This is a genomic window from Hyphomicrobiales bacterium, from assembly GCA_016125495.1.
Lineage (GTDB): Bacteria > Pseudomonadota > Alphaproteobacteria > Rhizobiales > RI-29 > RI-29.
Genome location: WGLQ01000011.1, coordinates 75,441 through 101,278 on the forward strand (window position 1 = coordinate 75,441; position 25,838 = coordinate 101,278).

General features: G+C 68.4%; 21 protein-coding genes. 5 read left to right on the forward strand and 16 right to left on the reverse strand.

Going from position 1 to position 25,838, the window contains the following annotated elements:
* Nucleotides 1-24: 24 nt before the first annotated feature.
* From GC150_10300 to GC150_10310, 3 genes are all read right to left on the reverse strand, one after another.
* Nucleotides 25-1,713, reverse strand: coding sequence for an acyl-CoA dehydrogenase (locus GC150_10300; GenBank protein MBI1385291.1), 1,689 nt, complete (start codon nucleotides 1,711-1,713; stop codon nucleotides 25-27).
* Nucleotides 1,714-1,877: 164 nt separating this feature from the next.
* Entirely contained in the window at nucleotides 1,878-3,728 is a 1,851-nt protein-coding gene (locus GC150_10305) for a hypothetical protein (GenBank protein MBI1385292.1), read from the reverse strand.
* Between the two features lie 167 nt (nucleotides 3,729-3,895).
* Nucleotides 3,896-4,786 carry an EamA family transporter gene (locus GC150_10310; protein ID MBI1385293.1) on the reverse strand — a complete coding sequence of 297 codons (891 nt, stop codon included), beginning with the start codon at nucleotides 4,784-4,786 and terminating at the stop codon, nucleotides 3,896-3,898.
* Nucleotides 4,787-5,097: 311 nt separating this feature from the next.
* Between GC150_10310 and speB the strand changes: the two genes are divergently transcribed.
* Complete coding sequence (speB, locus tag GC150_10315; GenBank protein MBI1385294.1) at nucleotides 5,098-6,057, forward strand: agmatinase; 960 nt, start codon at nucleotides 5,098-5,100, stop codon at nucleotides 6,055-6,057.
* 165 nt (nucleotides 6,058-6,222) lie between these two features.
* Nucleotides 6,223-8,241 (forward strand): hypothetical protein, encoded by a 2,019-nt coding sequence (locus GC150_10320; GenBank protein MBI1385295.1) that lies wholly within the window; start codon nucleotides 6,223-6,225, stop codon nucleotides 8,239-8,241.
* Between the two features lie 39 nt (nucleotides 8,242-8,280).
* Here the strand turns inward: GC150_10320 and GC150_10325 are convergent, their stop codons facing one another.
* Both GC150_10325 and GC150_10330 read right to left on the reverse strand, forming a co-directional pair.
* Entirely contained in the window at nucleotides 8,281-9,177 is an 897-nt protein-coding gene (locus GC150_10325) for a hypothetical protein (protein ID MBI1385296.1), read from the reverse strand.
* Between the two features lie 34 nt (nucleotides 9,178-9,211).
* Entirely contained in the window at nucleotides 9,212-10,627 is a 1,416-nt protein-coding gene (locus GC150_10330) for a hypothetical protein (protein ID MBI1385297.1), read from the reverse strand.
* Nucleotides 10,628-11,016: 389 nt separating this feature from the next.
* Between GC150_10330 and GC150_10335 the strand changes: the two genes are divergently transcribed.
* Nucleotides 11,017-13,071, forward strand: coding sequence for an AAA family ATPase (locus GC150_10335; protein MBI1385298.1), 2,055 nt, complete (start codon nucleotides 11,017-11,019; stop codon nucleotides 13,069-13,071).
* Nucleotides 13,072-13,234: 163 nt separating this feature from the next.
* Here the strand turns inward: GC150_10335 and GC150_10340 are convergent, their stop codons facing one another.
* Entirely contained in the window at nucleotides 13,235-13,663 is a 429-nt protein-coding gene (locus GC150_10340) for a L,D-transpeptidase family protein (GenBank protein ID MBI1385299.1), read from the reverse strand.
* Between the two features lie 223 nt (nucleotides 13,664-13,886).
* Here GC150_10340 and GC150_10345 point away from each other — a divergent pair, with 223 nt between their 5' ends.
* Nucleotides 13,887-14,834: a haloacid dehalogenase-like hydrolase gene (locus tag GC150_10345; protein MBI1385300.1), complete on the forward strand. Its 948-nt coding sequence runs from the start codon at nucleotides 13,887-13,889 to the stop codon at nucleotides 14,832-14,834.
* A 15-nt stretch (nucleotides 14,835-14,849) separates the two neighbouring features.
* Here GC150_10345 and GC150_10350 read toward each other — a convergent pair whose 3' ends face one another.
* The 9 genes from GC150_10350 to GC150_10390 form a co-directional block, all read right to left on the reverse strand.
* Nucleotides 14,850-16,973 carry a hypothetical protein gene (locus GC150_10350; GenBank protein ID MBI1385301.1) on the reverse strand — a complete coding sequence of 708 codons (2,124 nt, stop codon included), beginning with the start codon at nucleotides 16,971-16,973 and terminating at the stop codon, nucleotides 14,850-14,852.
* Nucleotides 16,974-16,985: 12 nt separating this feature from the next.
* Nucleotides 16,986-18,269 carry an AAA family ATPase gene (locus GC150_10355; GenBank protein ID MBI1385302.1) on the reverse strand — a complete coding sequence of 428 codons (1,284 nt, stop codon included), beginning with the start codon at nucleotides 18,267-18,269 and terminating at the stop codon, nucleotides 16,986-16,988.
* A gap of 189 nt (nucleotides 18,270-18,458) precedes the next feature.
* Nucleotides 18,459-19,133 (reverse strand): 50S ribosomal protein L19, encoded by a 675-nt coding sequence (locus GC150_10360; GenBank protein ID MBI1385303.1) that lies wholly within the window; start codon nucleotides 19,131-19,133, stop codon nucleotides 18,459-18,461.
* Nucleotides 19,134-19,296: 163 nt separating this feature from the next.
* Nucleotides 19,297-19,971 carry a tRNA (guanosine(37)-N1)-methyltransferase TrmD gene (gene trmD / locus GC150_10365; GenBank protein ID MBI1385304.1) on the reverse strand — a complete coding sequence of 225 codons (675 nt, stop codon included), beginning with the start codon at nucleotides 19,969-19,971 and terminating at the stop codon, nucleotides 19,297-19,299.
* Between the two features lie 38 nt (nucleotides 19,972-20,009).
* Nucleotides 20,010-20,699, reverse strand: coding sequence for a 16S rRNA processing protein RimM (gene rimM / locus GC150_10370; GenBank protein MBI1385305.1), 690 nt, complete (start codon nucleotides 20,697-20,699; stop codon nucleotides 20,010-20,012).
* Nucleotides 20,700-20,831: 132 nt separating this feature from the next.
* Complete coding sequence (gene rpsP, locus GC150_10375) at nucleotides 20,832-21,203, reverse strand: 30S ribosomal protein S16 (protein ID MBI1385306.1); 372 nt, start codon at nucleotides 21,201-21,203, stop codon at nucleotides 20,832-20,834.
* Between the two features lie 58 nt (nucleotides 21,204-21,261).
* Nucleotides 21,262-21,792 (reverse strand): GNAT family N-acetyltransferase, encoded by a 531-nt coding sequence (locus GC150_10380; protein ID MBI1385307.1) that lies wholly within the window; start codon nucleotides 21,790-21,792, stop codon nucleotides 21,262-21,264.
* Nucleotides 21,793-21,794: 2 nt separating this feature from the next.
* Entirely contained in the window at nucleotides 21,795-23,351 is a 1,557-nt protein-coding gene (locus tag GC150_10385) for a signal recognition particle protein (protein ID MBI1385308.1), read from the reverse strand.
* A 63-nt stretch (nucleotides 23,352-23,414) separates the two neighbouring features.
* Entirely contained in the window at nucleotides 23,415-24,059 is a 645-nt protein-coding gene (locus GC150_10390) for a glutathione S-transferase (protein ID MBI1385309.1), read from the reverse strand.
* A gap of 242 nt (nucleotides 24,060-24,301) precedes the next feature.
* Here GC150_10390 and GC150_10395 point away from each other — a divergent pair, with 242 nt between their 5' ends.
* Complete coding sequence (locus GC150_10395) at nucleotides 24,302-25,168, forward strand: diaminopimelate epimerase (GenBank protein ID MBI1385310.1); 867 nt, start codon at nucleotides 24,302-24,304, stop codon at nucleotides 25,166-25,168.
* On the opposite strand, the gene GC150_10400 is transcribed toward GC150_10395, so the two are convergent.
* Nucleotides 25,150-25,827: a hypothetical protein gene (locus GC150_10400; GenBank protein MBI1385311.1), complete on the reverse strand. Its 678-nt coding sequence runs from the start codon at nucleotides 25,825-25,827 to the stop codon at nucleotides 25,150-25,152. The genes GC150_10395 and GC150_10400 overlap by 19 nt on opposite strands.
* Nucleotides 25,828-25,838 lie beyond the last annotated feature (11 nt).

The following is a 25,838-nucleotide window of genomic DNA, read 5'->3' on the forward strand; positions in this document are numbered from 1 at the left end:
CAGGCAGGCGGACGGCCCCGAGGCTCAATTCCTCTCCTCGAGGAGGCGGCGGGCGATGACCTGCGCCTGGATCTCGGCCGCGCCCTCGAAGATGTTGAGGATGCGGGCGTCGCAGAGCACGCGCGAGACCGGATATTCGAGCGCGAAACCGTTGCCACCGTGGATCTGGAGGGCATTGTCGGCCGCCGCCCAGGCGACACGCGCGGCGAGCAGCTTGGCCATGCCCGCCTCGAGATCGCAGCGCCGCCCCTGATCCTTCTCACGTGCGGAGAAATACGTGATCTGGCGGGCGACCATGACCTCGACCGCCATCATGGCGATCTTATCGGCAACGCGCGGGAAGGAAATGATCGGCTTGCCGAACTGAGCGCGTTCGCTGGCATAACGCAGCGCGAGATCGAGCGCCGACTGGGCGACACCGACGGCGCGCGCCGCGGTCTGGATACGGGCCGCCTCGAAGGTCTGCATGAGCTGCTTGAAACCCTGCCCCTCCTCACCACCGAGGAGGTTTTCGACCGGCACCTCGAAGCCGTCGAAGGAAATCTCGAACTCCTTCATGCCGCGATAGCCGAGCACCTCGATCTCGCCACCGGTCATACCGGCGGCGGGGAAGGGATCGGCATCGGTGCCGCGCGGCTTTTCGGCCAAGAGCATCGAGAGGCCGCGGTAGCCCTTCTCATCCTGATTCGTGCGCACCAGAAGGGTCATGAGGTCGGCGCGGACCGGATGCGTGATCCAGGTCTTCTGGCCGGTCACACGGTAGACGTCGCCCTCGCGCAGGGCACGGGTGCGCAGGGAGGCGAGGTCGGAGCCGGTGTTCGGCTCGGTGAAGACCGCCGTCGGCAGGATCTCGCCCGAGGCGATGCGCGGCAGCCAGCGCGCCTTCTGCTCATCGGTTCCGGCCCCAAGGATCAGTTCGGCCGCGATCTCGGAGCGCGTGCCGAGGGAGCCGACGCCGATATAGCCGCGCGAGAGCTCCTCGGAGACGACGCACATCGATTCCTTGCCCAGCTCGAGCCCGCCGTAGGCTTCGGGGATGGTCAGCCCGAAGACACCCAGCTCGCTCATGCGGGCGATGATCTCGAGCGGGATGTAAGCATTCGCGAGATGCCAGTCGTGGGCGTGCGGCAGCACTTCGGCGAGGCAGAAGCGGCGCATCTCGGCACGCATCGCGTCGTAGGTTTCGTCGAGGCCCGCATCACCATAGGTCAAGGCACCGTCGCTCGCGACGATGAGTTCGACGAGGCGGGCGCGCTGCTCGGGCGTGTTGGAAGAGCGGACCAGCCGCTCGACGGCCGGCGCGCCGAGGGGGCGCGCGTCGTCCGAGGTAAGCCCCAGGTCGTGGAGGCGCACGATCTCGCCCTGGGACATCGGGATGCCACCCGAAAGCTGGGCGAGGTACTCGGCCGCCGCGATGCCGGTGATGAGTGCCTCGATCTCGCCGAAACGGCCCTCGGCGTTCATCCGTCGCGCGTAGCCCGTCATCTGGCGCAGCGCCTCGACATAGGTCGCGATCCAGGCGAGGCCATGGGCGGCCCGCTGGTGGCGGTCGAGGAGGCCAGCGTCGGGGCGGCCGTCACGCGCAACGAGGCTCAGCACCCGCTCGCGCGCGCGCGCCAGGACTTGCTCGGCCGCGGAAACCGCCTCGCCGAGGTCGTCCAGCAGATCCGGGACCGCGCCTCCGCTCCGGGTCGCTCGGCTCGCTGCGCTCATGGTCCTGTCTCCCTCGCCTTCGCTCGCGCGCCTCCGAGGCCCGCACGTGCGGTCCGCGCAAGTCCTCGATACGGCTCCGAAAGCTCATATGCCGGGTCGCCGCCCGCCGTCAGCCACAAACTATGTCAATGGGGACGAATGGCGAGTCGTCAGGGTCTCACCCATCAGAGGCGCTCATCCTCCGGCCCGCGCAGGGCCCGGATGAACCGGCGAACGAGCCCCACCCGCGCCCGCTGGCGCGAGACCACCATGGGCGGGCTCGGCTGCGGTGGTAGTCCGGACTGGCGGCGCACACTGTCGATCCTGCTGTTGTCGTCGAGCCGCTCGGCGTGGCGGACGATGGTGACGGTTGCCTCGCCGACCTCGCCGCGCAGCATGGCGCGACCGTCGGGCTCCTGTTCAGCGCGGGTGGCGGTGGGGCCCGCTCCGCGCAGCGCCGGAGAATCCGTTCGCCTGGGCACCACGTTTCCGGAGTTCAACGTCGTGCCAAAGGCCGACCGGGAGGTCGGCTGCGCCGTGCGGTCGGGCGCAACGGAAGCGGCGGCTGGCAGGCCGGACGTCGGACCGGGCTCGCGCCGCTCCGCGATTTCCTGCGACCGGGCAACGGATTGCCCGCTCGGCGGCGCGGCCGCCGAGGTGGTAGCGGTCGTCGGCACCTCCTCCAGTGCAACGTCGGGCGCGGCGTCGGAAGGTTCGACCATCCACTCATCAGCAAAGACCACCCGGACTTCGTCATCAGCCCGCGCTTCTTCTGCAGGCTCATCCCAAGTCGTTTCGACAGCGGCGGTTTCGCCAGAGGGAGCCCGAGGCACCGCGACCAGGTCCGCATTGACGATCGATGCGGCGGCCACAGCGGCGCTGACGGCTGCGCTCGTGGGCCGATCGGACGGCACCGTCGGCGTTGCTCGGTCCGGATGCGGTTCAACTTGCGGGGTCCCGACCGCCTCGAGCGGTTGCGCATCGGGCCGCGCAGCCTCTGCGGGCATCTCGAACAGATCCGATAGGCGTGCTTCGATCGCGTCTTCGCCGTTCGCCGCGGCCAGAGCGGCAAGCAGCGCGGCACCGCCGGCCGGGCGGATCGCCTCGGGGGCGAGCGGGGTCTCGAGCCAGCGCGCGGGCGACGGTGCCTCGACAGCGACCTCGGCATCGGCCACCGCAACAGGTGCAATGGCATCCGATCGGCTGGCGGGCGGCGATTCGGACGGGGCGGCGATCGCCGCAAGGCCGTTCGGCGCCGGGACGACGGCCACGGGCTCGCGCGGGGTGGTGGCGAGCCGCACCGAAGGCTCACCGTCCGGGCGCGTCACGAGCCGGATCGGCGGGCGCCGGTCGAAATCCGTCGCTCCGCCCGCCGCCAGGATGGCTGACTGTTCAATCCAGCACTCGCGGGAAATGCGCGGGCCGAGGCCGAGGGCGCGCCCAACCTGCAACACGTCCTCGTGCCGCCAGCGCGCGATCGAGGCGAAGCGGTCGATCCCGAGATCAGCGAGCGCGGTGGCGAGGGCAGGGTCGATGCCGCGAATGCGGGTGAGATCGTCGGGAAGCGGCGTCGAGACGGTCGGGGGTGGCGCGGCCGCGACGGTTGGATCGATGGATTGCGCGATCGGCGCGTGGCCAGCGGCGTCCGCGGCGGCATCCGCCAGTGTGACATGGATGACCGGGACGGCCGGGTCGGCCTCGTCAACGCTCGCGGCAGGGGCCGGGCCAGACGAGGCCTCTTCGACGGCGGAGGGAGCAACTTCGTTCCGCAGGCCGACCACGACCCTCGGGCGTTCGAGAACGGCAACGGCCCGATCGAGCGCGACGAGGCGGGCATAGGACCCGACACTCGACAATTCGGCGACCAGGCTGGAGCGCAGGCGCTGCGGGTCGACCGCTTCGAGCGCCTCACCCGCCCCCTCGCGCGCGTCCAGCTGATTGAGCGCCCGGTAGGCCGCAAGCCGCGAAAGCTCCTCGGCGAACTGCCGGCGCGCCTTGCGCATCCGGCCCAGCAGCTCCTCGATCCGTTGCACCATCGTGAGTGCGCCCCATTCCAGTCCTTGCCGCCGGGCCCATTGTTGCGCCCCATTGCGGCCATTTTAGAGACCGTTCGGCCCGTCGCCCGCCCTTCCGGCAGGCGGCGCACCACTAGGTCATGGCGCAAAAAACGGGCCAGAACGCACGACCCCGGCAATCCCGATGCTCAAGTCGCGCGCTGCGGCCGGCGGCCTACCGAGCCGAGCAGAATCGAGGCGACCACCAGGGCCATGCCGAGAAGTTGCATCGGCAGCAGTCGTTCGCCGAACAGCACCGCCGCCAACACCGCCACGACGACCGGCACCATGTAGAACAGCGTCGCAACCTGGGAAACCGCGTTGCGGCGGATCAACTCCAACAGCAGCATGATCGCCCCGATCGACAGCACGATGGTCAACCAGCCGAGCGCCAGAATGAACTCGCCGGTCCAATCGATCCGGCCGGTCTCGAGTGTGACGGCGGCGAGGCCCGTCAGGCTCAGCGCGCCGAGGTACTGAAAGAGCGCGCCCATCCTCAGGTCGGCGGCGGCGGGAAATCGCTTCTGGGCGATGGTCCCGAGGGTGATGCCGCAGAGCGAGGCAATCGACGCGGCGAGCGTCGCCGGCGTGATCCCATCGGCCATCGTCGCGGCGCCGGCGAGCACGCCCGGCCCGAGCACGAACGCGATCCCGAGGAGTCCGAGCACGATGCCCGCGATCTGGCGACGCGACAGCGCCTCGCCGAGGAGCGGCACGGCGAGGGCCGCGGTCAGTGCCGGCTGAAGGCTGGCAACCAGGGCCGAGACACTGGCGGTGAAGCCGTTGTCGATCGCCCAGTAGACACCGCCGAGATAGACGCCGTGGATCGCCATGCCGATGACGAAGGCATAGACGGCGACCTTGATACCCGGCCACGTCAGGCGCAGCGCCAGGACCACGACGAGCAGGATGGCCGCGACGATCGCGAAGCGGAGAGCGAGGAAGGTGAAGGGCTCGGCGTGACCGAGTCCCGCCTTGGCGCCGATGAAACCCGTCGCCCAAAGGCAAACGAAGATGGCTGGCACGAGGCGTAGGAGCATAACTCGGGCCTGTCGGTTGGGGCCTGTCGATCGGGACCGGCCGGCGAGATCGGGCGATGCGGCGATAGGCGCGGTGGGGAACTGGCGGGGCGACCGGCGAGCCCTTCCATCTGCCACAGCCGCCGGCACGCGTCACATGCAATATCGGCGGGGGTGCCGGGTGCCACCGGGATGGCTCGCGCGGCACGACGTCGTGCCGGGCCGCGCCAATGGGTGAGCCGCGCGGCGCCGCGATGGACCGGCGGGTTGGCTTGGCTCGGGAAACTGCTAAGTCTATTGGCCGATCGGACAGCCTCGACGGGTGACACACCATGAGCGGACACGGCTATCAGAAGGGGCGGCTCGACCTGCCATTCGTCGGCATCTCGACCTTTGGCAAGAACCCCTATGTCGGCGACTGGTCGGCGATCGAGGCGGACGTCGCCGTGCTTGGCGCACCATTCGATTTCGGCACCCAGTGGCGGGCCGGCGCGCGGTTCGGGCCGAGGGCGATCCGCGAGGCCTCGACGCTCTTTTCGTTCGGCCACGCGGGCGCCTACGACCACGAGGACGACGTGACATATCTCGAGGCGGACAAGGTGCGGATCGTCGACATCGGCGATGCCGACATCGTGCATACCGACACCCTGAAGAGCCACGCCAACATCGAGGCCGGCGTTCGGGCCATCCTCTCGGCCGGCGCGCTGCCGGTGGTGCTCGGCGGCGACCACTCGGTGAACATCCCTTGCATCAACGCATTCTCGGACGAGGAGCCGATCCACGTGGTGCAGATCGACGCGCACCTCGACTTCGTCGACGAGCGACACGGCGTGCGCTACGGGCACGGCAACCCGATGCGCCGCGCCGCCGAAAAGCCCTACGTCACAGGGCTCACTCAGATCGGCATCCGCAACGTCTCCTCCACGGCGCGCGAGGGGTACGTAGCGGCGCGCGAAATGGGCTCCGACATCCTCTCCGTCCGCCAGTTCCGCAAGCTCGGCGTCGAAGCCGTGCTCGCGCGGATTCCCGCGGCCAAGCGCTACTACGTCACAATCGACATCGACGGGTTCGACCCCTCGATCGCACCGGGTACCGGCACGCCCTCGCACGGCGGTTTTCTCTATTACGAGGTGCTCGAGCTGATGGCCGGGCTCGCGCGTCGCGGGCACATCGTCGGGCTCGATCTCGTCGAGGTGGCACCGGATTACGACCACACCGGCACGACGGCGATCCTGGCCGCCCAGATCCTGCTCAACACGATCGGGCGCGTCATGCATGCGCGCCAGCGCTGAGGTCGAACGGAGGCGGCCAAGTCACCCCGACGGGGCACGGGGGCCGCTGAGCGTTCCATTGAGGTCACGAAAGCATGTATACTGGTCGAAGACCGTCGCCCCGTCGCGACGCGGCGGCCCGCGCCCAATGAGCAGACCGACAAGCTGAATGAAGGCCAAGACAAAATGACAGCCCGAGTCCAGCGCCGCCTCGCCGCCGTGCTCGCCGTCGACATGGTCGACTATTCGAGCCACATCGAGGACGACGAGTTCGGCACCATCACCCGGTTCAAAGAGGTGGTGAACACGATTTTCGTGCCAAATCTCAGGGAATTCAACGGCCGCATCGTCAAGACGATGGGCGACGGCCTGCTGATCGAGTTCCAGAGCGCGGTCGATGCCGTGGAATGTGCCATCGAGGTGCAAACCGAAATCGCCCGCCGCAATGCCAAGCTGCCGGCGCGCGAGCGCTGCGAGTTCCGGATGGGTATAAACCTCGGCGACATCGTCATCGATGGTGACGACATCCTCGGTGACGGCGTCAACGTCGCCTCGCGGCTCGAGACTCTGGCGCCGCCCGGCGGGCTCGTCATTTCCGACATCGTCTATCGAAACGTGCACGGCAAGATCGAGGTGCGCTTCACCGATCTCGGCACACAGAACCTCAAGAACATCGCCAAGGCGATCCAGGCGTTCGTTGCCGTGCTCGACGAAACGACGCCGACGAGGGCGACCAACGCGATAGCTGGCGCGGCGCGCGAAGACAGCCTTGCCGCGCGGCTCGACGAGGCGCAGGCAGACCTCGAGGCCGACGCGTCGCGCAGACCGCCAGATGAGGACGATGGGCCTTATGAGGACGAGCCCATGGACGGGCGCCACACCGGCACCACCGACCAGCGGGCCGCGCCGCCACCGCCGCGTGGCCGTCATGCGCAGCCCTCTCGCTTCGGTAGCGGCCTCGCCACCGGTAGTGCGATCGGACTCGCCGGAATCGCGGCGGTTTCGCTTCTCGCCTGGTGGTTCTGGCCATCGATGATGGACGACGGCGACCGCGGTGGCCGTGGCGCGGGCGCGATCGTTGCCGAACGAGGCACCGCGCCCGGGCGGGAGGCGACCACGCCGGCCGGCGCGACGGGCAATCGGGCGAGTGAAAGCCCGTCTGGCACGCCAGCGTCCGAGGCTTCCGGCGCCACTCCGGCCGCCCCTGGAGGCGCACAGGGCGCGGGCCGCACGACGAACGCCGGCGCACCCGGCGCCAATGACCTCGGCGCGGTCCCCGGGCTGCCACCGGGGCTCGCCGGCTCGACCACGCAGGGCACTACCGGAGGGGCGAGCGGCAGCAACACGGGGCGCGCGACTGTCCAGGCGCCTGCGACGGTGCCTCCGGCCCCGACGACCAGTGCGCCATCGATTGCCGCACCTGCCGACAACCGCCCGCAGAACGGCACGGTCGCCGACGGCGACGAGTCACAGTCCGGCAGTACGGGTACGCAGGGTGGGGATGCCCAACCGGCCGTCGACGGCGGCGCCCGGACGGTGGCGAGCGCCGATGAACCGCGTGGCGGGGCGACCGGCACGACCGGCGGCGAGACCGACAGCGCGAGTGGCTCAACGGGCGAGGGCACGAGCGATACGGCGAACACGCAAGACGCCACGGCCGCGACCGACGCCAATGGCACGCAGACCGATGCCGCGAACCAGCAGGCCGAGGCCAGGGTGAGCACGGCGTCATGCCGACGTCAGCACGCCGGGAACATCGTGCGGCTCGGCGGCGGGGCGGACGACGACGGCCGCACGCCAAACAATGCCGCCTGCGCCGAGGGTCCGGTCTACATCGCCGATACCGCGGGCGGCTGGCGTTCGGTGGAGATGGACGGACAGCCGCTGGTCGCGCGCGACGTGCACAGCACGGTCTCGGCCCGTGGCCCGCTTCTGGTGGCTCTCGACACCCAGAACCACCTCGTCCTGGTCTATTCGCGCTCGCCCAGCCGGATCGTGACATCCGGCGGTTCTCGTAACGCCATCGTCGCTCAGGACCGCGATGGCCGGCCGATGAAGGTGGCCTCGATCCGCCGGCTGGCGGCCGGGGGCAACATTTCGTGGGGTGGCACGCTGCAGCTCGAAGTGCGCACGACGGACGGGCGCAACTGCTCGATCGCGGCGGGACCGGACGGCCTCTTCACCTGGCGCGGTTGGTCCTGCTGATCGGGGGTCCGGACGCGCGTTCGTCCGTCGGTGAAGCGCTCAGGTGGCATCGCCGGCACGGGGCTGGGCGGGCAACGGCCGGGCCTTGCGCACGGGCGGCGGGGCGGCCATCGCCTTGGTGGCCAACCGCAAATCTCGCAATTCCTCGCCGGTGAAGACGTAGAGATCGCGCTTGGACGTGCGCATCGCGATGGTCCAGACACGCGGGTCGACACCCATCTCCACCAGATAATCCTGGCAGACCGCGCTGATGCGCTGCGCCTCGGCGAGCCCGTCCTGGAGACTGCCGATCGCGGTCGCGGTCGTGTAGACCTGATGCACACCGATCCAGGCGGCCTCACTGGCGACGCGATCGATGCCGCCGGCGAACGCAAGCGGACAGGAACTCGCACAATAGCCATTGTCGGTCACCCGTGTGGCCAGACCACGCTTGCGGATCAGTCGACCGAGTTCCAGGGCATCGCGCACCGAGCCGCCCGGCGAGTGCAGAACCAGTGTCGTGACACGGCCGGGGTTGGCTTCGAGAAAGCGCTCGAACTCGCTCGCGGCACCCGGTTCGATGCGTCCGATGGCGGTCGCCCTGCCCTCGGCGCCGAGGTAGAAGGCGAGCCGGCGCTCGAGGTTGGAATCGTCCTGATCGGTCGGCACACCCGGCAAGACGGGGCGCGCGCGATCGCGGCGCACCGGCGCGCTTCTCGGCAGGTAGGGGCGAAGCTGATCGCTCGGCGCCGAGGGATCGAAAACGGTCGCAGGCCCGTCGTTGCGGCGGGGGTCAACCCACTCGGCCGATCCCTGCTCCATCAACATCCGCACATCGAGGTAGAGAAACGCAGCGGTGCCAACGACCATCGCGACGAGCAGACCGCGAAGGAACAGCTCCTCCGGCAGCCGCGAGAGCAATCGCTCCAGACGTCCGGGTGGGTCGTCGTTGGTCATCATCGCCGCATCCCCCGCCTCAAGGCACGGTCTCCTATGCTGGCCGGCCAGCGGGTGTCTTCAGGGCCGCGACGTTACCGTGCTCGCTAGCGGACGGCAGGGCCTCGACATCGTCGCTGGATGGCGCGGCAAGGCGCGCGCGGCCGGTTGGGACTTCGGCGCCCGCAGCGGGCCCGCGCGCCGGGTCGGCTTCGTCGCGGCCGACGGGAGCGGCCAGATCGCCGCCAACGGGCTCAGGGCGGGCGAGCGGCACGGGGCTCGAGATCTGCGCAACGCCATGGGCCTGGATCTGCGAATAGAGCTGCATGGCACGCAGCATATCCTGAGCGGTGAAGGTGTTGCCCTCGAGCTCGTTGCCTTCCTCACGGCGTATCGCGGAATGGACGCCGCAGAGGATGAGGATCAGCACGGCAGGCATGAGATCGATCGAGATCGCGCCGGCCCAGCTCGGCAGGAAATCGCCCGCATAGCGCAGCACGGCCTCGGGCGTCGACAGCGGCGTGAAGCGGATGACGCGGGCAGCGGGGCGCGCCAGGATCTCGTCGGCCGCCTCGGAAAGTGCGCCGGCCTGGGCTCGCACGGATTGCTCGACGCGGCCGACCACCTCCGTCTGGCGGGAGGCGAGGTCGGCGCTGCCGCCGCCAGCGACGGGGGCGATGAAGGTACGGGCAAGGTCGTCGGCGGTGCGCTTGACGGCAGGAGCGATGGAGGACTGCTGCAAAGCTGCGATCACACCGGACAGCGCAACGGCCTCCTCGCCGAAGGCGTCGCTGCGAGCCTCGATGGGACCTGGGGCGGAAACCAGCTTGCGCATTTGCGCGAGGTGGCGCCCTCCCTGCTCATAGAGTGAGCGCACCTGGGAGCGGCTCTCGTCGACCTGCTTGGCGAGATTCTCGAGCTGGCTGGACATCTGGGTGAGGAGCTGGACGACGGTGCCGCTGCCGGACGTGCCCGTCAGCGCGCCGGAGCGACGCTCCTCATCGGCCAGGCCCGCGAAACGCTGTGTCGCCAGCGTGATGTCCGGTAGCAGACTCTGGGCGGCGAGCGCGTTGTTGTTGGCGGTGTCGAGGCTCTGCTGATAGTCCTCGATGGCGTTGGCGAGGTGCTGCTCCAGCGCCGCGCCTCCGGCCAACGCCGCTGCATTGAGCCACGACGACATGGCAACGATCATCAGACTGCCCAAGACGGTCGCGAACCACAGCACGCGGCGACTCGCGTCGCTGCGCACATGCGGCAGCAGACGCATCAGGTAGGACCAGAACGCATAGATGCCGACGGAAACCGCAGTCGAGTAAATGACCGCCCCGTAGAAGACGATCTCGGCGGTGCCGTTCAATAGCCCCCTGACGCCGAGGTAGGTATAGACGCCGCTCGCGAGCGCCAGCACGGCCAATGTGACGCGCGTCGTCGTTTCGAGGCGCGCCAAGCCGCTGCGCAGGATATGTGACATCTCGCTCCGCCCTCGCTCGGTGCCGGAAACGTCCGCAATCCGCGCCGCGCCAACGCGACAGGCGCGAGCCGCTGCCCGCATCCTGCGGAATCACGTCGACATTAGGCAACTATTGTCGCGGAATGGTGGCAACGAGCTTGCAGCCGTGCAACCGGATTGCATCGCCACCCGCAGATGGACGGTTGACTCCGAGCCCCTCGGCGCCCAACTCTTGCCTTCTACTCGGACTAAGTCTCCGAGGTTGGATCAAGCGAAAGCCCGAAGCGACGTTCCGACTTGGTCGTCCCGGCCCAGTGTGCGATCGCGTCGCCTTCTTGCGGCGGGCTGGTCCTTGGACCGCTGCCGCTGTCGCGGCCGGCGGTCCCGCGCAACTTACCGACGGGACGGCCATGTACCTCACGGATGAAGAACGGGGCCTCATTGCCCACTACGCCATGAAAGTCCTCGAACAACGGGGCACGGCACAGATTCCGCTGCGTCCGCTGCTCGGTTGGCTCGCGGAGCGCTCCGGTGTGATCGGCATCCATCAGCCGGCGGCCCTGATGCGCCTGCTCAGCACCAATTCCTCGCGCCAGAGTCAGCAGGAAAAGCTGCGTCAGGCGTGCGAGCAGCATTTCGCGAAGCTCATCGGCGAACTTGCGCTCGTTGCCGAACCGGCATCGCGAAATTCATCCCTCGGGCGCAACATCGCGTACCTCGCCAAGGCCTTCCGCATCGGCTCAGAGGGGGCGGCGGTGCTCGAGGTGTTGGCCCACTACACCCGTCAAAACTCCTTCGAGAGCCTCGCCGACGTGATCTCCAAATCGGCGCGCGAACTCGAGCCTGCGATCGCCATCCTTGCCGGCATCCCGGTGGCCGAGGTGCGGCGCATGCTCGGTCAGGAGGGCACGCTCGTCGGCTGCGGCCTCGTGCAGATCGCGAGCGGCAGCGACATCTCGGGACCGGGAGGCAAATACCTCATCCCCGAGCGCATCAATGAAAAGCTCGACGAAACGTTCGCACGCTATCCGGAACTGCGTCAGGCGATGCTCGGCACTGCCGAGCAATCGCGGCTGCTGTTCGCCGACTACGACTACATGGCGGACGCGCGCGACCTCATGTGCCAACTGCTGGCGGGCGCGGCCGAACACCGCGAGATCGGCGTCAACATCCTCATCCACGGTCCACCCGGCACCGGCAAGACCGAGCTGGCCCGCGTGGCGAGCCGGCGCAGCAAGATGGCGCTCTATGAGGCCGGCGCGATCGCCGAGGACGACGACGAGGACTGTGTCCGGATCAACGATCTCGCGGTGATGCTGAAGCTCACCTCCAGCCAGGGTCGGGCTGCGGTGCTGTTCGAACGGGCCGAGCAGGTCGACTGGGACGACATCGTGCAGGGCTGCAAGCGAGGCGGCATCGAGCGCCTCATGGGCCAGAGCCCCGTGCCGATCATTTGGACCGCGGACGACATTTCGGCCCTGCCGAGGCAAATCGTGCAGCGCATGACCCTGGTCGTCGGATTGCTGGTGCCGCCGGCGAGCCAGCGTGCGCGCATCCTCAAGCGGATGGCCCGGCGCCACAAGGTGCCTCTCTCACCGACCGAACTCAACGATCTGGCCGAGCGCCTCGAGGCGCCTGCGATCGTCCTCGAGAACGCGATGCGCACGGCCAAGATCTCGTCGCGGGGCGCTGATGCGGTGCTCACGGCCGCAACGAATGCGCTCGAGGCCGTCGCCATCTCGAAGTCCGGACCGTCGCGCGAAAACCCCGGATACGAGCCGGCGCTCGTGTGCATGAAGTATCGCAACGAGGCCGATGCGCTGGCCGCCCTGCCCGATCGCCTCGCCGGAGCCAGCCGGCTGGATTTCTCGCTCTGCCTTTCGGGACCGCCCGGGACCGGCAAGTCGGCCTACGCCCGCGAGCTGGCCCGTCGGCTGGGCCTCGAAGTCGTCCAGAAGCGGGCCTCGGACCTGCTCGGCTCCTACGTCGGCGAAAGCGAGAAGCTGATCGCGGGTGCCTTCGAGGAGGCCCGCAACAAGGGCCTGTTCATGATCTTCGACGAGGCCGACAGCCTGCTGCTCGACCGCAGCGGGGCGGTTCGCTCGTGGGAGATCACGCAGGTCAACGAGATGCTGACCTGGATGGAGGATCACGCCTATCCGATCTGTTTCACGACCAACCTCATGGACCGGATCGATCCGGCGACACTGCGCCGATTCACGTTCCACTTCGAACTCGATTATCTCGACCGGGTGGCCATCGCCCATGCGTTCCGCACGTTCTTCGAGATCGACAAGGCGCCGGAGGCGGCGCTCGCGATCGGCAACCTCACGCCCGGTGATTTCGCCCTGGCGCGAAAGCAGGCGAAAATTCTCGGCAGCTACGGACATCCGGAGCGGGTGCTGGAGCTGATCGAGCGCATCGCGCGCACCAAGCCGGGTGCGCGCGGTCGGTTCGGGTTCTGAGGCGGGTTGTCGATAGCCTCGCAAGCGAGGCCAGCGAGCAGGCGAACCGCGCGGGCGCGAGGCGAGGGCAGAGACGCAAAGGCCGGATCGGGCGTCTGTCGCCCAACCCGGCCCTGCGCACGGGTCCGCGGACCCGCTTCCCCCCAGTGATCGAACCCGCAGCTCAGCGATGAACGACGATGCGCGAGGCGCCGGCGCCGTGGCGCTGAACCAAGTGGTAGAGCCTGGCTGCGTTCGAGGTGTGCAAGCGCACGCAGCCGTGCGACGCCGGGCGGCCGAGCTGGCTCACGTGGCTGGTGCCGTGGACGGCGTAGCCACCGCGAAAGAAGATCGAATAGGGCATCGGCGACATGTTGTACTTGCGCGAGTAGTGCATGCGCGCAAGGCGCTTGGGCGTGTAGCTGCCGGTCGGTGTCACATAGCCGCGACGGGCAGTGGAGACCGGCCAGACATGTTGCAACGAGCCGTTGACGTAGACCCGCATCGTCTGGGACGAGAGGTCGATCTTCGCGACGACGCCAGCCTGGGCGCTGAGCAGTGGCATGGCGAGGAAGAGCGCGAAAAACGTACCGAACAGTGAGAAGCGACGCATCATGAAAACCCTGGTTACGCGGAACGGAGCCCTACCATTAACCCTGACGGCTTAAGGCGACGTAAGCCATCCGGCGTGAATCCGCGATCAGAATCATAGGCATCGTTGCTGAATTGAAACACGGTCAACGGGCGGTTCCCAGATGCGCGGGAATGGGACGCCGACCGGCCGGTCCCGCTCGAGGGCAGCCGGCGCGGCCAGGACAACGGGTGAGGAGACGAGGATGTCCGGAAAGAACGCCAGCAGTCGCCGGGCACCGGAGCGGGTGGAAAAGCTCCAAGGCACCGGCACGAGCTATCCAAAGCGAACGATCGCGCTCGTCTACGATTTCGACGGAACGCTCAGCCCGAAGCCGATGCAGGAGTACGGCTTCCTTCCCAAGATCGGCGTCGAGCCCAAGGCATTCTGGGCGGAGGTCGAGCGCAAGGCGGCCGAGGACGTGGCGGAGGGGCTCATCGTCTACATGCATCTCATGTACAAGAAGGCCAAGACGGCGGGCGTCGAGATCAGGCGGAACGACCTCGTCGCGCTCGGCGCCGATGTCGAATTGTACGCGGGCGTGGATGGCTGGTTCGACGACATCGACAAGTACGTCGCCCTGCGCGCTGAAACGCCGGTCGAGGTGCGCCACTACCTCATCTCCTCGGGCCTCAGGGAGATCATCGAGGGCACGCGCATCTTCCGCCGGTTCCACAACGTGTTCGCCTCGGAATACTACTTCGAGCCTTACGAGCTGCCCTTCCCCAAGCGGGTCATCACCGACACCTCGAAGACGCAGTACCTCTTTCGGATCAACAAGGGGGTCGAGGATCTGCGCCAGACCATCAACAGCCACATGCCCGAGGGTGAGCGCCCGATACCGTTCTCGAACATGATCTACTTCGGCGACGGCGACACCGACGTTCCGTCGATGGCAGTGATGCGCCAGAACGGCGGCTATGCGGTCGCCGTGCACGGGCCCGGCGAAAGCGCCGTCAAATGCGAGGGCCTCTATCGGGCGGGTCGGATCGATTTCTACGCACCGGCCGACTATCGCAACGGCTCGACCCTGTTCCGGCGGACCTGCCTGCTGCTCGACCGTGCGCTCGCCGACATCCGGGTGCGTGAGGAGCGCTGGAGCATCGAGCAGGAACTGGCAAAGACGGGTGCGGCCGCGAACGCCCGCGCCTGATCCCGGGCCGCGACGTCAGGGAAGGCTCACGAGCCCGTGGCCCCGCATCGCCTCGAAGACCGCGTCGGCGATCGCTGCGTGACCCTCGGCGCTCGGGTGGAAGGCACCGCTGTAGGCGCTGAAGCGCGTCAAGTTGAGGATCGTCGTGCCGAGCGAGCCTTCGTGCAAATTGACGGTGAGGAAGGCATCGTTCGGCGTGCGGAACCAGCGACGCCGGGGGAGATAGGGTCGGTAGGCGCTCGGGCGGAAGGGCTGCCACTGGAGATCGGGGGCGGTGCCGAGAAAGCCCGAGGAAACGCGCGCACGTGGCGTCGGCTCGGCAGCGGGCGCGGTTGCCGATTCGGGCACGCGGGCAATGACGGCCCCGGCGGGCCTGCGACGGCGCGGGAATGGAGCAAGGTCCGCCACGACGTCGTCGGCCCATCCGCCCCTGGCGCAGAGGCCGCGATCGGCGAACACTTCGCGGTGCGCGTCCACGAAGGTCCATCCCGCACGCTCGGCCGCCCGGGCCATGATCGCCTGGAGTTCGTCGCGCGCGAAGCGCTCGGCGGCGGCGGCGCGGGCGGCATCGAGCCGGTACATGTTCGTCACGTCCATGCCGCGCGCACCGCTGGCGCAGAGCTCACCGCGTTCGTCGTGCGCCATCGGCGGATAGGCCGTAAGGTGCACACGGCGCGGATCATCGACGTGGAGCACTTCGCGGATGGCCTTGGCGAGGCTGGCGTAGTTGGCCGGCAGCGCGCGGGCGAGATTTCGGGCGCCGGCGAGTGAGATCTTGAAGGTCTTGCCGGCGGCGGCCGCGAGCGAGTCCAGGATCGCGTCGTTGGCGATCGCGGCCGAGGCGACCAGGCGGCTGAAACCGGCGTCGTTGCCACCCACGGAGAGCAGCAGCACGTCGATCGGCCGGGCGCTCGAACGCGGGCAGACGTAGAGGCTTTCCGTGATCGTGCGCGCGCCGGTGGCCCCTTCCGGGTCATCGTGCACGGCGAGAGGATAGCCGCCGGAGAGCGCGAGCGGCCAACTGGAGCAGAGAACCTGAGAGACGATGCTGATCTGTGAGAGTTTCACCGTCTCGCCGGCGCGGGCCGGTTCGACACCACTCCAGGCGCGGAACAGTCCATCGACGATTTCGGCCCCCGTGCAGGCCACGCCGACGTAGGTGACGGCCGTGCGACCGCTCGCGTCGCTCAGCGCCAGGTGCAGCGCGAGCCGGACGTGCTGGGAATACAGCGAGCGGTGGCAGGGGCGGTGCAGCCAGCGGGCATCGGCGGCAAGGAAGCCATCGTCGCTGGTGCGGGTCCAGTCACCGATCCGGGGCGGATAGCCCTTGAAGGTTTCGTCCTGCGGGTCGTAGTCGAGGACCCGGTTGTCGCGAAAGCGAACCGGAACGTCCGGGTTGCCCTCGCCGGAGGAAAACGAGTCGCCCATGCCGACGACCATGAGATCGCGAACCCGCACTGTCTCCTCGGCGAGAACCTGCCCACCCTCCTCGATACGCACGGCAAGACCCGCCGGGTAGGGCAGCTCGAGGCGGTGCATGCGCGAGCACTCGGCGTCGAACGGCGGGCGATCGCCGAAGGTGAAGGTGCAAAGGCCACCAGCGCGGGACTGGTCGACGTAACGCAGCTCGACCATGTGGGAGGTCGGGTGCGCATAGTCCGAGCAGCGCTCACGCCGGTACCAGCAGGCCTCCTGCGCGACCCGATCCGACAATTCGGGGCCGTCGCCGAGGATGCCCTCCGCCCAGCCCCAGCCGCCCGACCAGCGCGCCAGACGTTCCTCGAATTCATGCACGCCCGGCGTGCGGCCGAGCTCGGCACGCTGCTCCTCGAAGAGCCGGCGCAAGCGCTCGGTGTCGGCAGGGTCGCGGAAGAATCGGAAAGGGTTTTCCAGGCGCCACGTCAGTTCCCCTGCCGCCACCGCGGGTACGACCCCGATAGCGAGCGTGGCAGGCAGTATCGTGAGCAAGGCCAGGAGGATACCGGCGGCCCGTCGCAATGCGCCCGCACCCGTGTGGCGGCGCCCCGACACCGCCAACATTGCCCCTTCGAGCCTGCCCAAGCCGTCGCTCACCGTGCGCCCTCCCCTCGAGACGATGTCGGGGCCCATGATGCCGTCGGTGGCGGGCAAGGTAAACACGCCGCGTTCACCTCAGGCGAGTTCCGGAAAGACCCGACGGTAACGTGTGGCCGCCGGGTCGAAGATGACGTCGGATGGTTTCAGCGGCCGCGCCATGACGAGACCGTCGAGCGAACGGCAGCGCGAGAGCGCCACATAGGTCTGGCCATGACTGAACGTGCCGCGTCCGAGATCGACGTAGACACGGTCCAGCGTCATACCCTGCGCCTTGTGGATCGTGAGCGCCCAGGCGAGGCGCACCGGGAACTGGCGGAAACGGCCGGCCACCGTTTCGACGACGCGGTCCTCCCTCTGGTCATAGGCGTACTGGACGTTCTCCCAGACCTCGGGCTCGATCTCGTATTCCTCGCCCTCGATCTCGATCGAGAGTTCGTGCTCGCCGACGGCGGTGATCGTGGCGAGGGTGCCATTGACCCAGCGCCCTTCGCTGTCGTTGCGCAGCATGACGACGCGCGCGCCCGCCTTGAGCACCAACGTGCCATCGGTCGGGTAGGCGCCCTCGGCGAATTCGCCGACCACCATCGCCTCGAAACTCTGGGCGCGGCCGGGCAGGCGCTCGAGGAAGCGCTGATTGATTTCGTGAGCTGCGGCGTTGGTGGGGGTGAGCACGACGTAGCGGCTCGGGTCGGAGAGTTCGCCGAGGCGGGCAACGCGCTCGTTGAGGATCGCGGCGGTCTCGTTGTCGACCTCGCCATCGCGCAGACGGTTGAGCAGGCGCACGAACACCTGCTCACGCTGGCGAAAGACCTCAGAGAGTTCCAGGCGCGGAACCTCGTTGCCCTTGAAGACCGGTGCGTCGAAGAAGTAGGGGCCGCCGTAGGTCTCCTGGAAATAGTGCTGCATCTCGCCACCCTGAACGATCGGGGGGAGCTGGTGGGGATCGCCGAACATCGCGATCTGAACGCCACCGAACGCTCGATCAGGGCTCTTGCGAATGGCCCGCAGCGAACGATCGATGGCATCCATCAGGTCGGCGCGGACCATTGAAATCTCGTCGATGATGAGCAGATCGAGGCGGCTCAGCACCCGCGCATAGCGGCCGGTGCGGATCATGTCGGGCGTGATCAAGCGGGGCGGAAACGAAAACAGCGAATGGATGGTCTGGCCGCCGACGTTGACGGCGGCAAGGCCGGTCGGGGCCGCAACGGCGGTTCGCAGTCCCGAGGTCTCGCGCAACAGGCGAAGCAGCGTCGACTTGCCGGTGCCGGCGCGGCCGGTGACGAACAGGGAGCCGCGCCCGCGCTTGACGAGATCGAGTGCGCGATCGAATTCCGGGGTGATCTCGATGCCGGCCACAGGCTCCTCGCTGGTTGGAGACCTCGCAGGCTAGAAGCTTTGCGCCGGCAGCGCGAGGACGACCGGGGACCATCAACAGGCAATCGGGCGCTGCACGTTGTCCGCGGGCCCCCGCACAACGGAAAAGGGCGGCCACCAGGGCCGCCCCTCGAAACCGTACCGTTCGAGCCGCGAGCGCCGTGCCGGCCATCAGGCCTGCTTTGCGGCCTCGTCGCTCTCCTCGGCGGCGGGAATCTCGTGCACCGTCGCGGCGGCCACCAGCGTGCGTGCCTGGCCGATCCAATCCTCGCGCTCGACGCGTCCCTTGAAGTTGAGGCGCTCGTCGAGGATCGCGATGTCCTCGTCCGAAAAGTCCGCGATCTGCTGGAACTGTGTCACGCCGAGCTTGTTGAGGCGGGCCTGCAATTCCTCGCCGACGCCCTTGATCAGTGTCAGATCGTCGGCCTGCCCCTTGGGCTTCTTGAAGCCCTTCCAGTTGTCGGCCTGCGCCAGCTTCTTGCCGCGCGCGTCCGTGCGCTCGGCGATGCGGGCGGCCTTGCCGCGGCGACCGCGCAAATAATAGAGCTTGGCCCGCCGGACCTTGCCCCGACGAACCACCTCGATCGATTCGATCATCGGGGAGAGCACGGGGAAAACGCGCTCGACGCCTTCGCCATAACTGATCTTGCGGACCGTGAAACTCTCGTTGAGACCGCCGCCGGAGCGCGCGATGCAGAGGCCTTCGTAGGCCTGGGTGCGCTCGCGCTCACCTTCCTTGACGCGCACGTTGACACGCACGGTGTCGCCCGGGGCGAACTCCGGCACGGGGCGCAATTCGAGGAGTCTGGCGGCCTGCTCGGCCTCGAGCTGTTGGATAATGTTCATCGATCTGCCATCCGGTTCTTGGGACGGGACAGAGGAGCCTTTCAGGCAAGTGGACCGGCCATGCGCAGCGGTCGCTGCAAGCACCCGGGCCAAACGGCTCGTGTAACCCATCGTTGTTCTGGGATCGCGGCGTGATACAGCGAAAGCCGTTCGTTGTCGACCTCTAATCGCCGTCGCCGGCCGCCGTGCGGGTCCGGGAAAGGAGATCAGGTCGGCGTTCACGGGTGATGCGTTCGGCCTCGGCACGGCGCCAACGGGCGATGGCGCCATGATCGCCGGAAGTGAGCACCTGCGGAATGGCGCGATCCTCCCAGAGCGCGGGGCGGGTGTACTGCGGGTATTCCAGAAGACCGCCCTCGAAGCTTTCCTCGCCGCCCGAAGCTGCATCGCCCATTACGCCCGGCAGGAGACGGACGACGGCATCGAGGAGGACGATCGCCGCCGGCTCGCCGCCCGAAAGCACATAGTCACCGACCGAGACCTCCTCCAGTGCGCGGGCCTCGATGACGCGCTCGTCGATGCCCTCGAAGCGGCCAGCGACGATGAGCAACCCGCCCGTCGACGTTGCCAACTCGCGCACCATTGCCTGGTCCAGCGGGCGACCGCGCGGCGACATGAGGAGGCGGCGGGCGGTGGGCATACGGGCAAGGGCGGCATCGATCGCCGGTGCGAGCACATCGGCGCGCAGCACCATGCCGGCGCCACCACCCGCGGGCGTATCGTCGACGCTGCGGTGGCGACCCAATCCATATTCGCGCAAGGCAAGCGTCTCGAGGCTCCAGCGGCCCTCCGCGAGGGCGCGCCCGGCGAGCGAGTGTCCGAGCGGGCCCGGAAACATCTCGGGAAAGAGCGTGACGACGATGGCGCGAAGAGCGCTCACGAACCGTCCTTTCCGGCGGGAGCGCGCGGCTTGCGGTCGGCGCCACGGCCGCGGTTCGAATTCGCCTTCGTTGGGCCTGCGGGTGGGGCGGAGCCGAGCCCTTCCGCCTCCCCGGTCGCCTCCGGTGGTGCCGGCCCGGATGCTTCGAGAAGGGCCGGATCGGCCAGCACGAGCCGGCCACCCGCGACATCGACCAGCGGAACCGCCGAGCGCGTGAAGGCAACGAGCGCCGTCTCGCCACGGCCCTGCGGGCGCACCTCGAGGAGGTCCCCGGCGCCGAAATCGTGGATCGCCGCCACCACCCCGAGCGGCTCGCCGTCCGGCCCCACCACCCGGAGTCCGATGAGGTCGGCGTGATACCATTCCTCCTCGTCCGGCTCCGGCAGGCTCGCGCGCGGCACGCAGAGCACGACGCCGCGTAGCGCCTCGGCCGCGTTGCGGTCCGTGACGCCAGCAATCGTCGCAACGAGGCCCTTGCCGGTCGGGCGCACGCGTCGGAGCTGGAATGTGCGCGCGCCGTCACGCTCGCGCAGCGGGCCGTAGCCGGCGATGGCCTCGGCAGCGGCCGTGTAGGACTTGATGACGACCTCGCCCCGAATGCCGTGCGCACCGGCGATATGTCCGAGGGCGACGAGACCGTCGCCACCGGCGTCACCCTGGCGGTCGTCTGGCGCGCGCGCGCTCATCGCCCCGCTCCACGTACAGCGGCAGCGGCGCACTCGTGCGAGCGGCGCAGCCGATCGCGGCACGGACCGGAGCACGACCTTGCGAGCCGCAGGGGCACCCGCATCGCGCGTTCCTTTCCGCACTCAGGCCTCTCAGCCGGCGGCCTCGGCGGCCTTGGCCTTGGCGTCTTCCTCGGCCTGGCGCCGTTCAGCGAGGCGCTCCTGCGCCTTCTTGCCGGGCACCGCCTTTTGCGGGTTGTTGCGGGCCGGACGCTTGGCGAGACCGGCAGCATCGAAGAAGCGCAGGACGCGATCGGTCGGGGTCGCGCCGACAGCGAGCCAGTGCTTGGCGCGCTCGGCATCGATCACGACGCGCTTTTCACTCTCCTTCGGCAGGCGCGGGTCGTAGGTCCCGATCCTTTCGATGAAGCGGCCATCGCGCGGCGAGCGGCTGTCGGCGATCACGATGCGGTAGAACGGAGCCTTCTTGGCGCCGGCGCGGGCGAGACGGATTTTCAGTGACATCTATTCTTCTCCATGGTGTTCGTTGGCAGGAAAAAATGGGAACCGGATCGACCGGAGCCTAGACGGCGAGAGCGCCTGGGCCCGGATGGCGATGAAGCCAGAGTGGAAAGCCGTCGACCTCGACGAGCCGCTCGCGCCTTGCCCCGAGACGCTCGGCGACGCGCTCGGATCGTGGATTGTCGGCGGCGACGAGGCTGATCAGTGTCGTGAAGCCGAGAACGTCGTAGGCGAAGGCGCGCGCCCGCGCGGCCGCCTCGGTCGCGAGGCCGCGGCCCTGGGCCTGGCGAACGAGCGTCCATTGCAGTTCCGGCTCGGGCTTGCCGAGCGCGAACGAGACGCCCGACCAGCCCGCGAAATGGCCAGTCTGCTTGTCCTCGAGCGCCCAGACTCCATAACCGCGCATCGCCCAGTGGCCGATGTAGCCGGCGACCCGGCGCCAAACGCCGGACGCCCTCTCCGGACCGCCGACGTAGCGTGAGGCCGCGCCATCGGCGAAGAATTCCGCCATCGGGGCGACATCGGCCTCGCGCCAAGCCCTGAGGCGCAGGCGCTCCGTCTCGAGTTCGGGGATTGAAAGGGTGGATGCCATGGTCACCGCTTCTTGCCCTGGCCACCCGGAAGGCCGGGCAGGCCACGACCGGCGCCGAGCCCCGGCAGACCAGGCAATCCGCCTCGGCCACCGAGGCCAGGGAGCGCGCCTCCCGATTTGCCGAGCAGCGCGCCGAGCTGGTCGGCGGAAGGAATTCCCCCACCCGGGACAGGCGGAACCGCGCCCTGGGGCGGCGGCGCGACCGGCCCCGGCGCAGCCATCCCGAGGCCGCCCATCATGCGCCCGAGCATGCCCGGCTTCTTGCCGATCTGCTTCATCATGTCGGCCATCTGGCGGTGCATCTTGAGCAGGCGGTTGATCTCCGCGACGTCGGTTCCAGAGCCGGCCGCGACGCGCTTTTTCCGCGAGGCGTTGAGCAGCTTGGGGTTGCGCCGCTCCTTGACGGTCATCGAGGAGATGATCGCCTCCTGGCGCTTCAGCATGCCCTCGTCGACGCCCCCGGCGGCATCGATCTGCTTTTTCATCTTCCCGATGCCGGGGAGCATTCCGAGCACACCGGACATGCCGCCGATGCGCTTCATCTGCTTCAACTGCTCGGCGAGATCCTCGAGGTCGAATTCGCCCTTGCGCATCTTGCGCGCCATGGCGTTCGCCTTCTCGGCGTCGATGGTCTCGGCAGCACGCTCCACGAGGGAGACGATGTCGCCCATGCCGAGGATGCGGTTGGCGACTCTCGAGGGATGAAAATCCTCGAGCGCGTCCCACTTCTCGCCGGTGCCGAGCAGCTTGATCGGCTTGCCCGTGACGGCACGCATGGAGAGCGCCGCGCCGCCCCGTCCATCACCGTCGACGCGCGTCAGCACGATGCCGGTGATGCCGACCCGGCTTTCGAAGGAGCGCGCGACGTTGACGGCGTCCTGGCCGGTCAGGCTGTCGGCGACGAGCAGCGTCTCGTGCGGCCCGGCGACGTCGCGGACCTCGACCATCTCGGCCATCAGCGCATCGTCGATGTGCGTGCGCCCGGCGGTATCGAGCATGACGACATCGTAGCCGCCGAGCCGGCCCGCGTTCATCGCACGCCTTGCGATCTCGACCGGCGTCTGGCCGGCGACGATCGGGAGCGTCGAGACACCGGTCTGCTCACCGAGCACGCGCAACTGCTCCTGGGCGGCCGGCCGACGGGTGTCGAGCGAGGCCATCAGCACCTTTTTCTTCTCACGGTCGGTGAGGCGCTTGGCGATCTTGGCGGTGGTGGTGGTCTTGCCCGAGCCCTGCAGGCCGACCATCATGATCGCGACCGGAGGCACCGCCCGCAGGTCGATCGGCTCGGCCTCGGCGCCGAGCATGGCGACGAGTTCGTCATGGACGATCTTGACGACCATCTGGCCGGGCGTGACCGACTTGATCACGTCGAGGCCGACGGCCTTTTCCGTCACCCTCTTGATGAACTCGCGCGCGACCTCCAGCGAGACGTCGGCCTCGAGGAGGGCGCGGCGGACCTCGCGCATCGCCTCGTCGACGTCGCTCTGTGAGAGTACGCCGCGGCGCGTCAGCTTGTCGAAGACGCCGGAGAGCCGCTCGGAAAGGGTTTCAAACATCGGTCGTCGGGTCCGTGGTTGGTCGGGGCGCCAGCGCGCCGCCGAAGCTCGGGCCGGTTACGCTCAGGCGCCCGGCACCTTCATGGAATCGAAGGGGATCATGACGTGCTGCTGGTAGGCGGGGCGTTCCGCCAGGGCACCGTACCAGCGCTCGACATTGGGCAGTGCCGGCCGGGCGATCTCCAGGTTGTAATAGCGATACATCAGGGCTCCCGTCGCGATATCGGCCACCGTCAGTTGGTCGCCGGCGATGAACGCGCGGTCGGCGAGCACGCCATCGAGGACCGCGAGGCGCGATGCCGCGCTCTGCATCGCCTGTTCGATGGCCACCATGTTGCGCTCGCTCGCCGGCGTGCGGATGAGGCCGAGGAACAGCGAGACGATGATGTCGCGGTATATGGTGGTGATGGACCAATCCATCCACTGGTCGGCGGCCGCGAAGGCACCGGGCGCGATCGGCGCCAGGCTGCCGGACCCGTAAGCACGCGCGAAATGGCGCACGATGGCATTCGATTCCCAGACCACGATGCCGTTGTCGTCGATGACCGGGATCAGGCGATTGGGGTTGAGGCGGCCCATTTCCTCGGTGTCGAGGCCACCGAACGGGCCGCCGACGTCGATGCGCTCGTAGGCAAGCTCGAGTTCGCCGAGCGCCCACATGACCTTCTGCACGTTGATGGACGTCGCGCGTCCCCACACCTTGATCATTCCGCGACACTCCCCGAGCACCGCGACGCTCGCGCCGCGACGGACAAACACCAACAGCGTCCGTGAGCGATCCTCGCCGACGGACGTTCGTCTCCCGACCTCCCTGGACCCGATGTCCGTTGTGCCGTTCGACGGATTTGCGACCAATGCCATTGATTGCCGGCGCATAAGGGGGCAAATGGTGGCTCGTGTCAACAGGCGCCGCCCCCGGCGGGCGGGTGTGCCGGCGCGGGAATGGAGCGGTGACCATGGGCGGCAATCTGCCGTTCGCCAAGATGAACGGTCTCGGCAACGACTTCGTCGTGTTCGACGCGCGGCGCCGCGCGATCACGATCGACGACGAGGCGGCCGCGCGCATCGCCGACCGCGAGCGTGGCATCGGCTGCGACCAGCTCATCATTCTCGAGCCCTCGCCGATCGCCGACGTCTTCATGAGAATTCGCAACAACGACGGCGGGGAGGTCGACGCCTGCGGCAACGCCTCGCGCTGCATCGCGCTGATGCTGGCCAAGGAGAGCGGGAAGGCGCACGCCACGATCGCAACGAATGCCGGCGTCCTCGGTACGACCGCGAACGCGGATGGCACGGCGACGATCGACATGGGCGTGCCGCGCTTTGCCTGGCAGGACATCCCGCTCTCGGAGCCCTTCGCCGACACCCGTTACATCGAACTCGAGGTCGGGCCGCGCGGCGCGCCGATCATGCATTCCCCGAGCGTCGTCAACGTCGGCAATCCGCACTGCATTTTCTGGGTGGACGACGTCGATGCGATCGAACTCGACCGCATCGGGCCGGTGCTGGAGCATCATCCGCTCTTTCCCGAGCGCGCGAACATCACGGTCGCCGAGCGCACAGGTCCGGACGCACTGCGCATTCGCGTCTGGGAGCGTGGCGCGGGCTTGACGCGCGCCTGCGGCACGGCAGCCTGTGCGACGGCGGTCGCGGCGGCACGCAAACGCCTCACCGGGCGCACGGTGGTTGTCACGTTGCCGGGCGGACCGCTCACCATCGAATGGCGCGAGAGCGACGACCACATGCTGATGACCGGAGCGGCCAGCCTCGATTACGAAGGCTCACTCGATCCGGCCGACTACGGCGTTCGCATCTGATCGCGCCCGGCGGCGAGGGGAGCGGTGGCGGTTCGCCGTGGTCCCGGCGGACCCTCCGCCGTCAGGAGCAACGGATCCTGGCGCAGGTAGAAGACCGGTGTCGGCGTGACATCGGTGATCGCGAAGTCGACGATGAGCACGCCGCCCGGATCGACCGAGCCCTGGCGCAGATGGATGCGGTCGTAGGGCTCGGCCCGCCAGCGAAGCTCGGCGAAACGATCGGCCGCGAGACGCACGTCCTCGAAGCGCGCGAGCTGGTCGAACGACAAGCCGTCGCCGTGCACGCTCGCCTGGCCACGAATTTCCTGGAGTTCGAGGTCGAAGCCTTCCCAGGCGCGGCCGGTGGCGTTTACGATCACCTTGCGCACGCAAATGCGGATCGAGTCACCGACGAAGGCATACCCCGTCGGGGTGCGATGCCGCCTTATGACGATCGTCGCCTCGCCCGGTCCATAGAGGCGCTCGTGAATGACGAACGGATCGTCCGTAGTGCCCGTGCCGGTGACGCCGAGGATCTCGAAGCCGCCCAGTTCGTCGCTGAACGTGAAATCGCCGACCCGGAAGCTGGCGGCCGCGGCTGGCGCGAACCTTTCCACCGCCGCAAGTAGCGCAAAAAGGCCGGCGCAGAGGCTTGCGAGGCGCCGCGCGAGACGTCCCATCGGGGCCCATC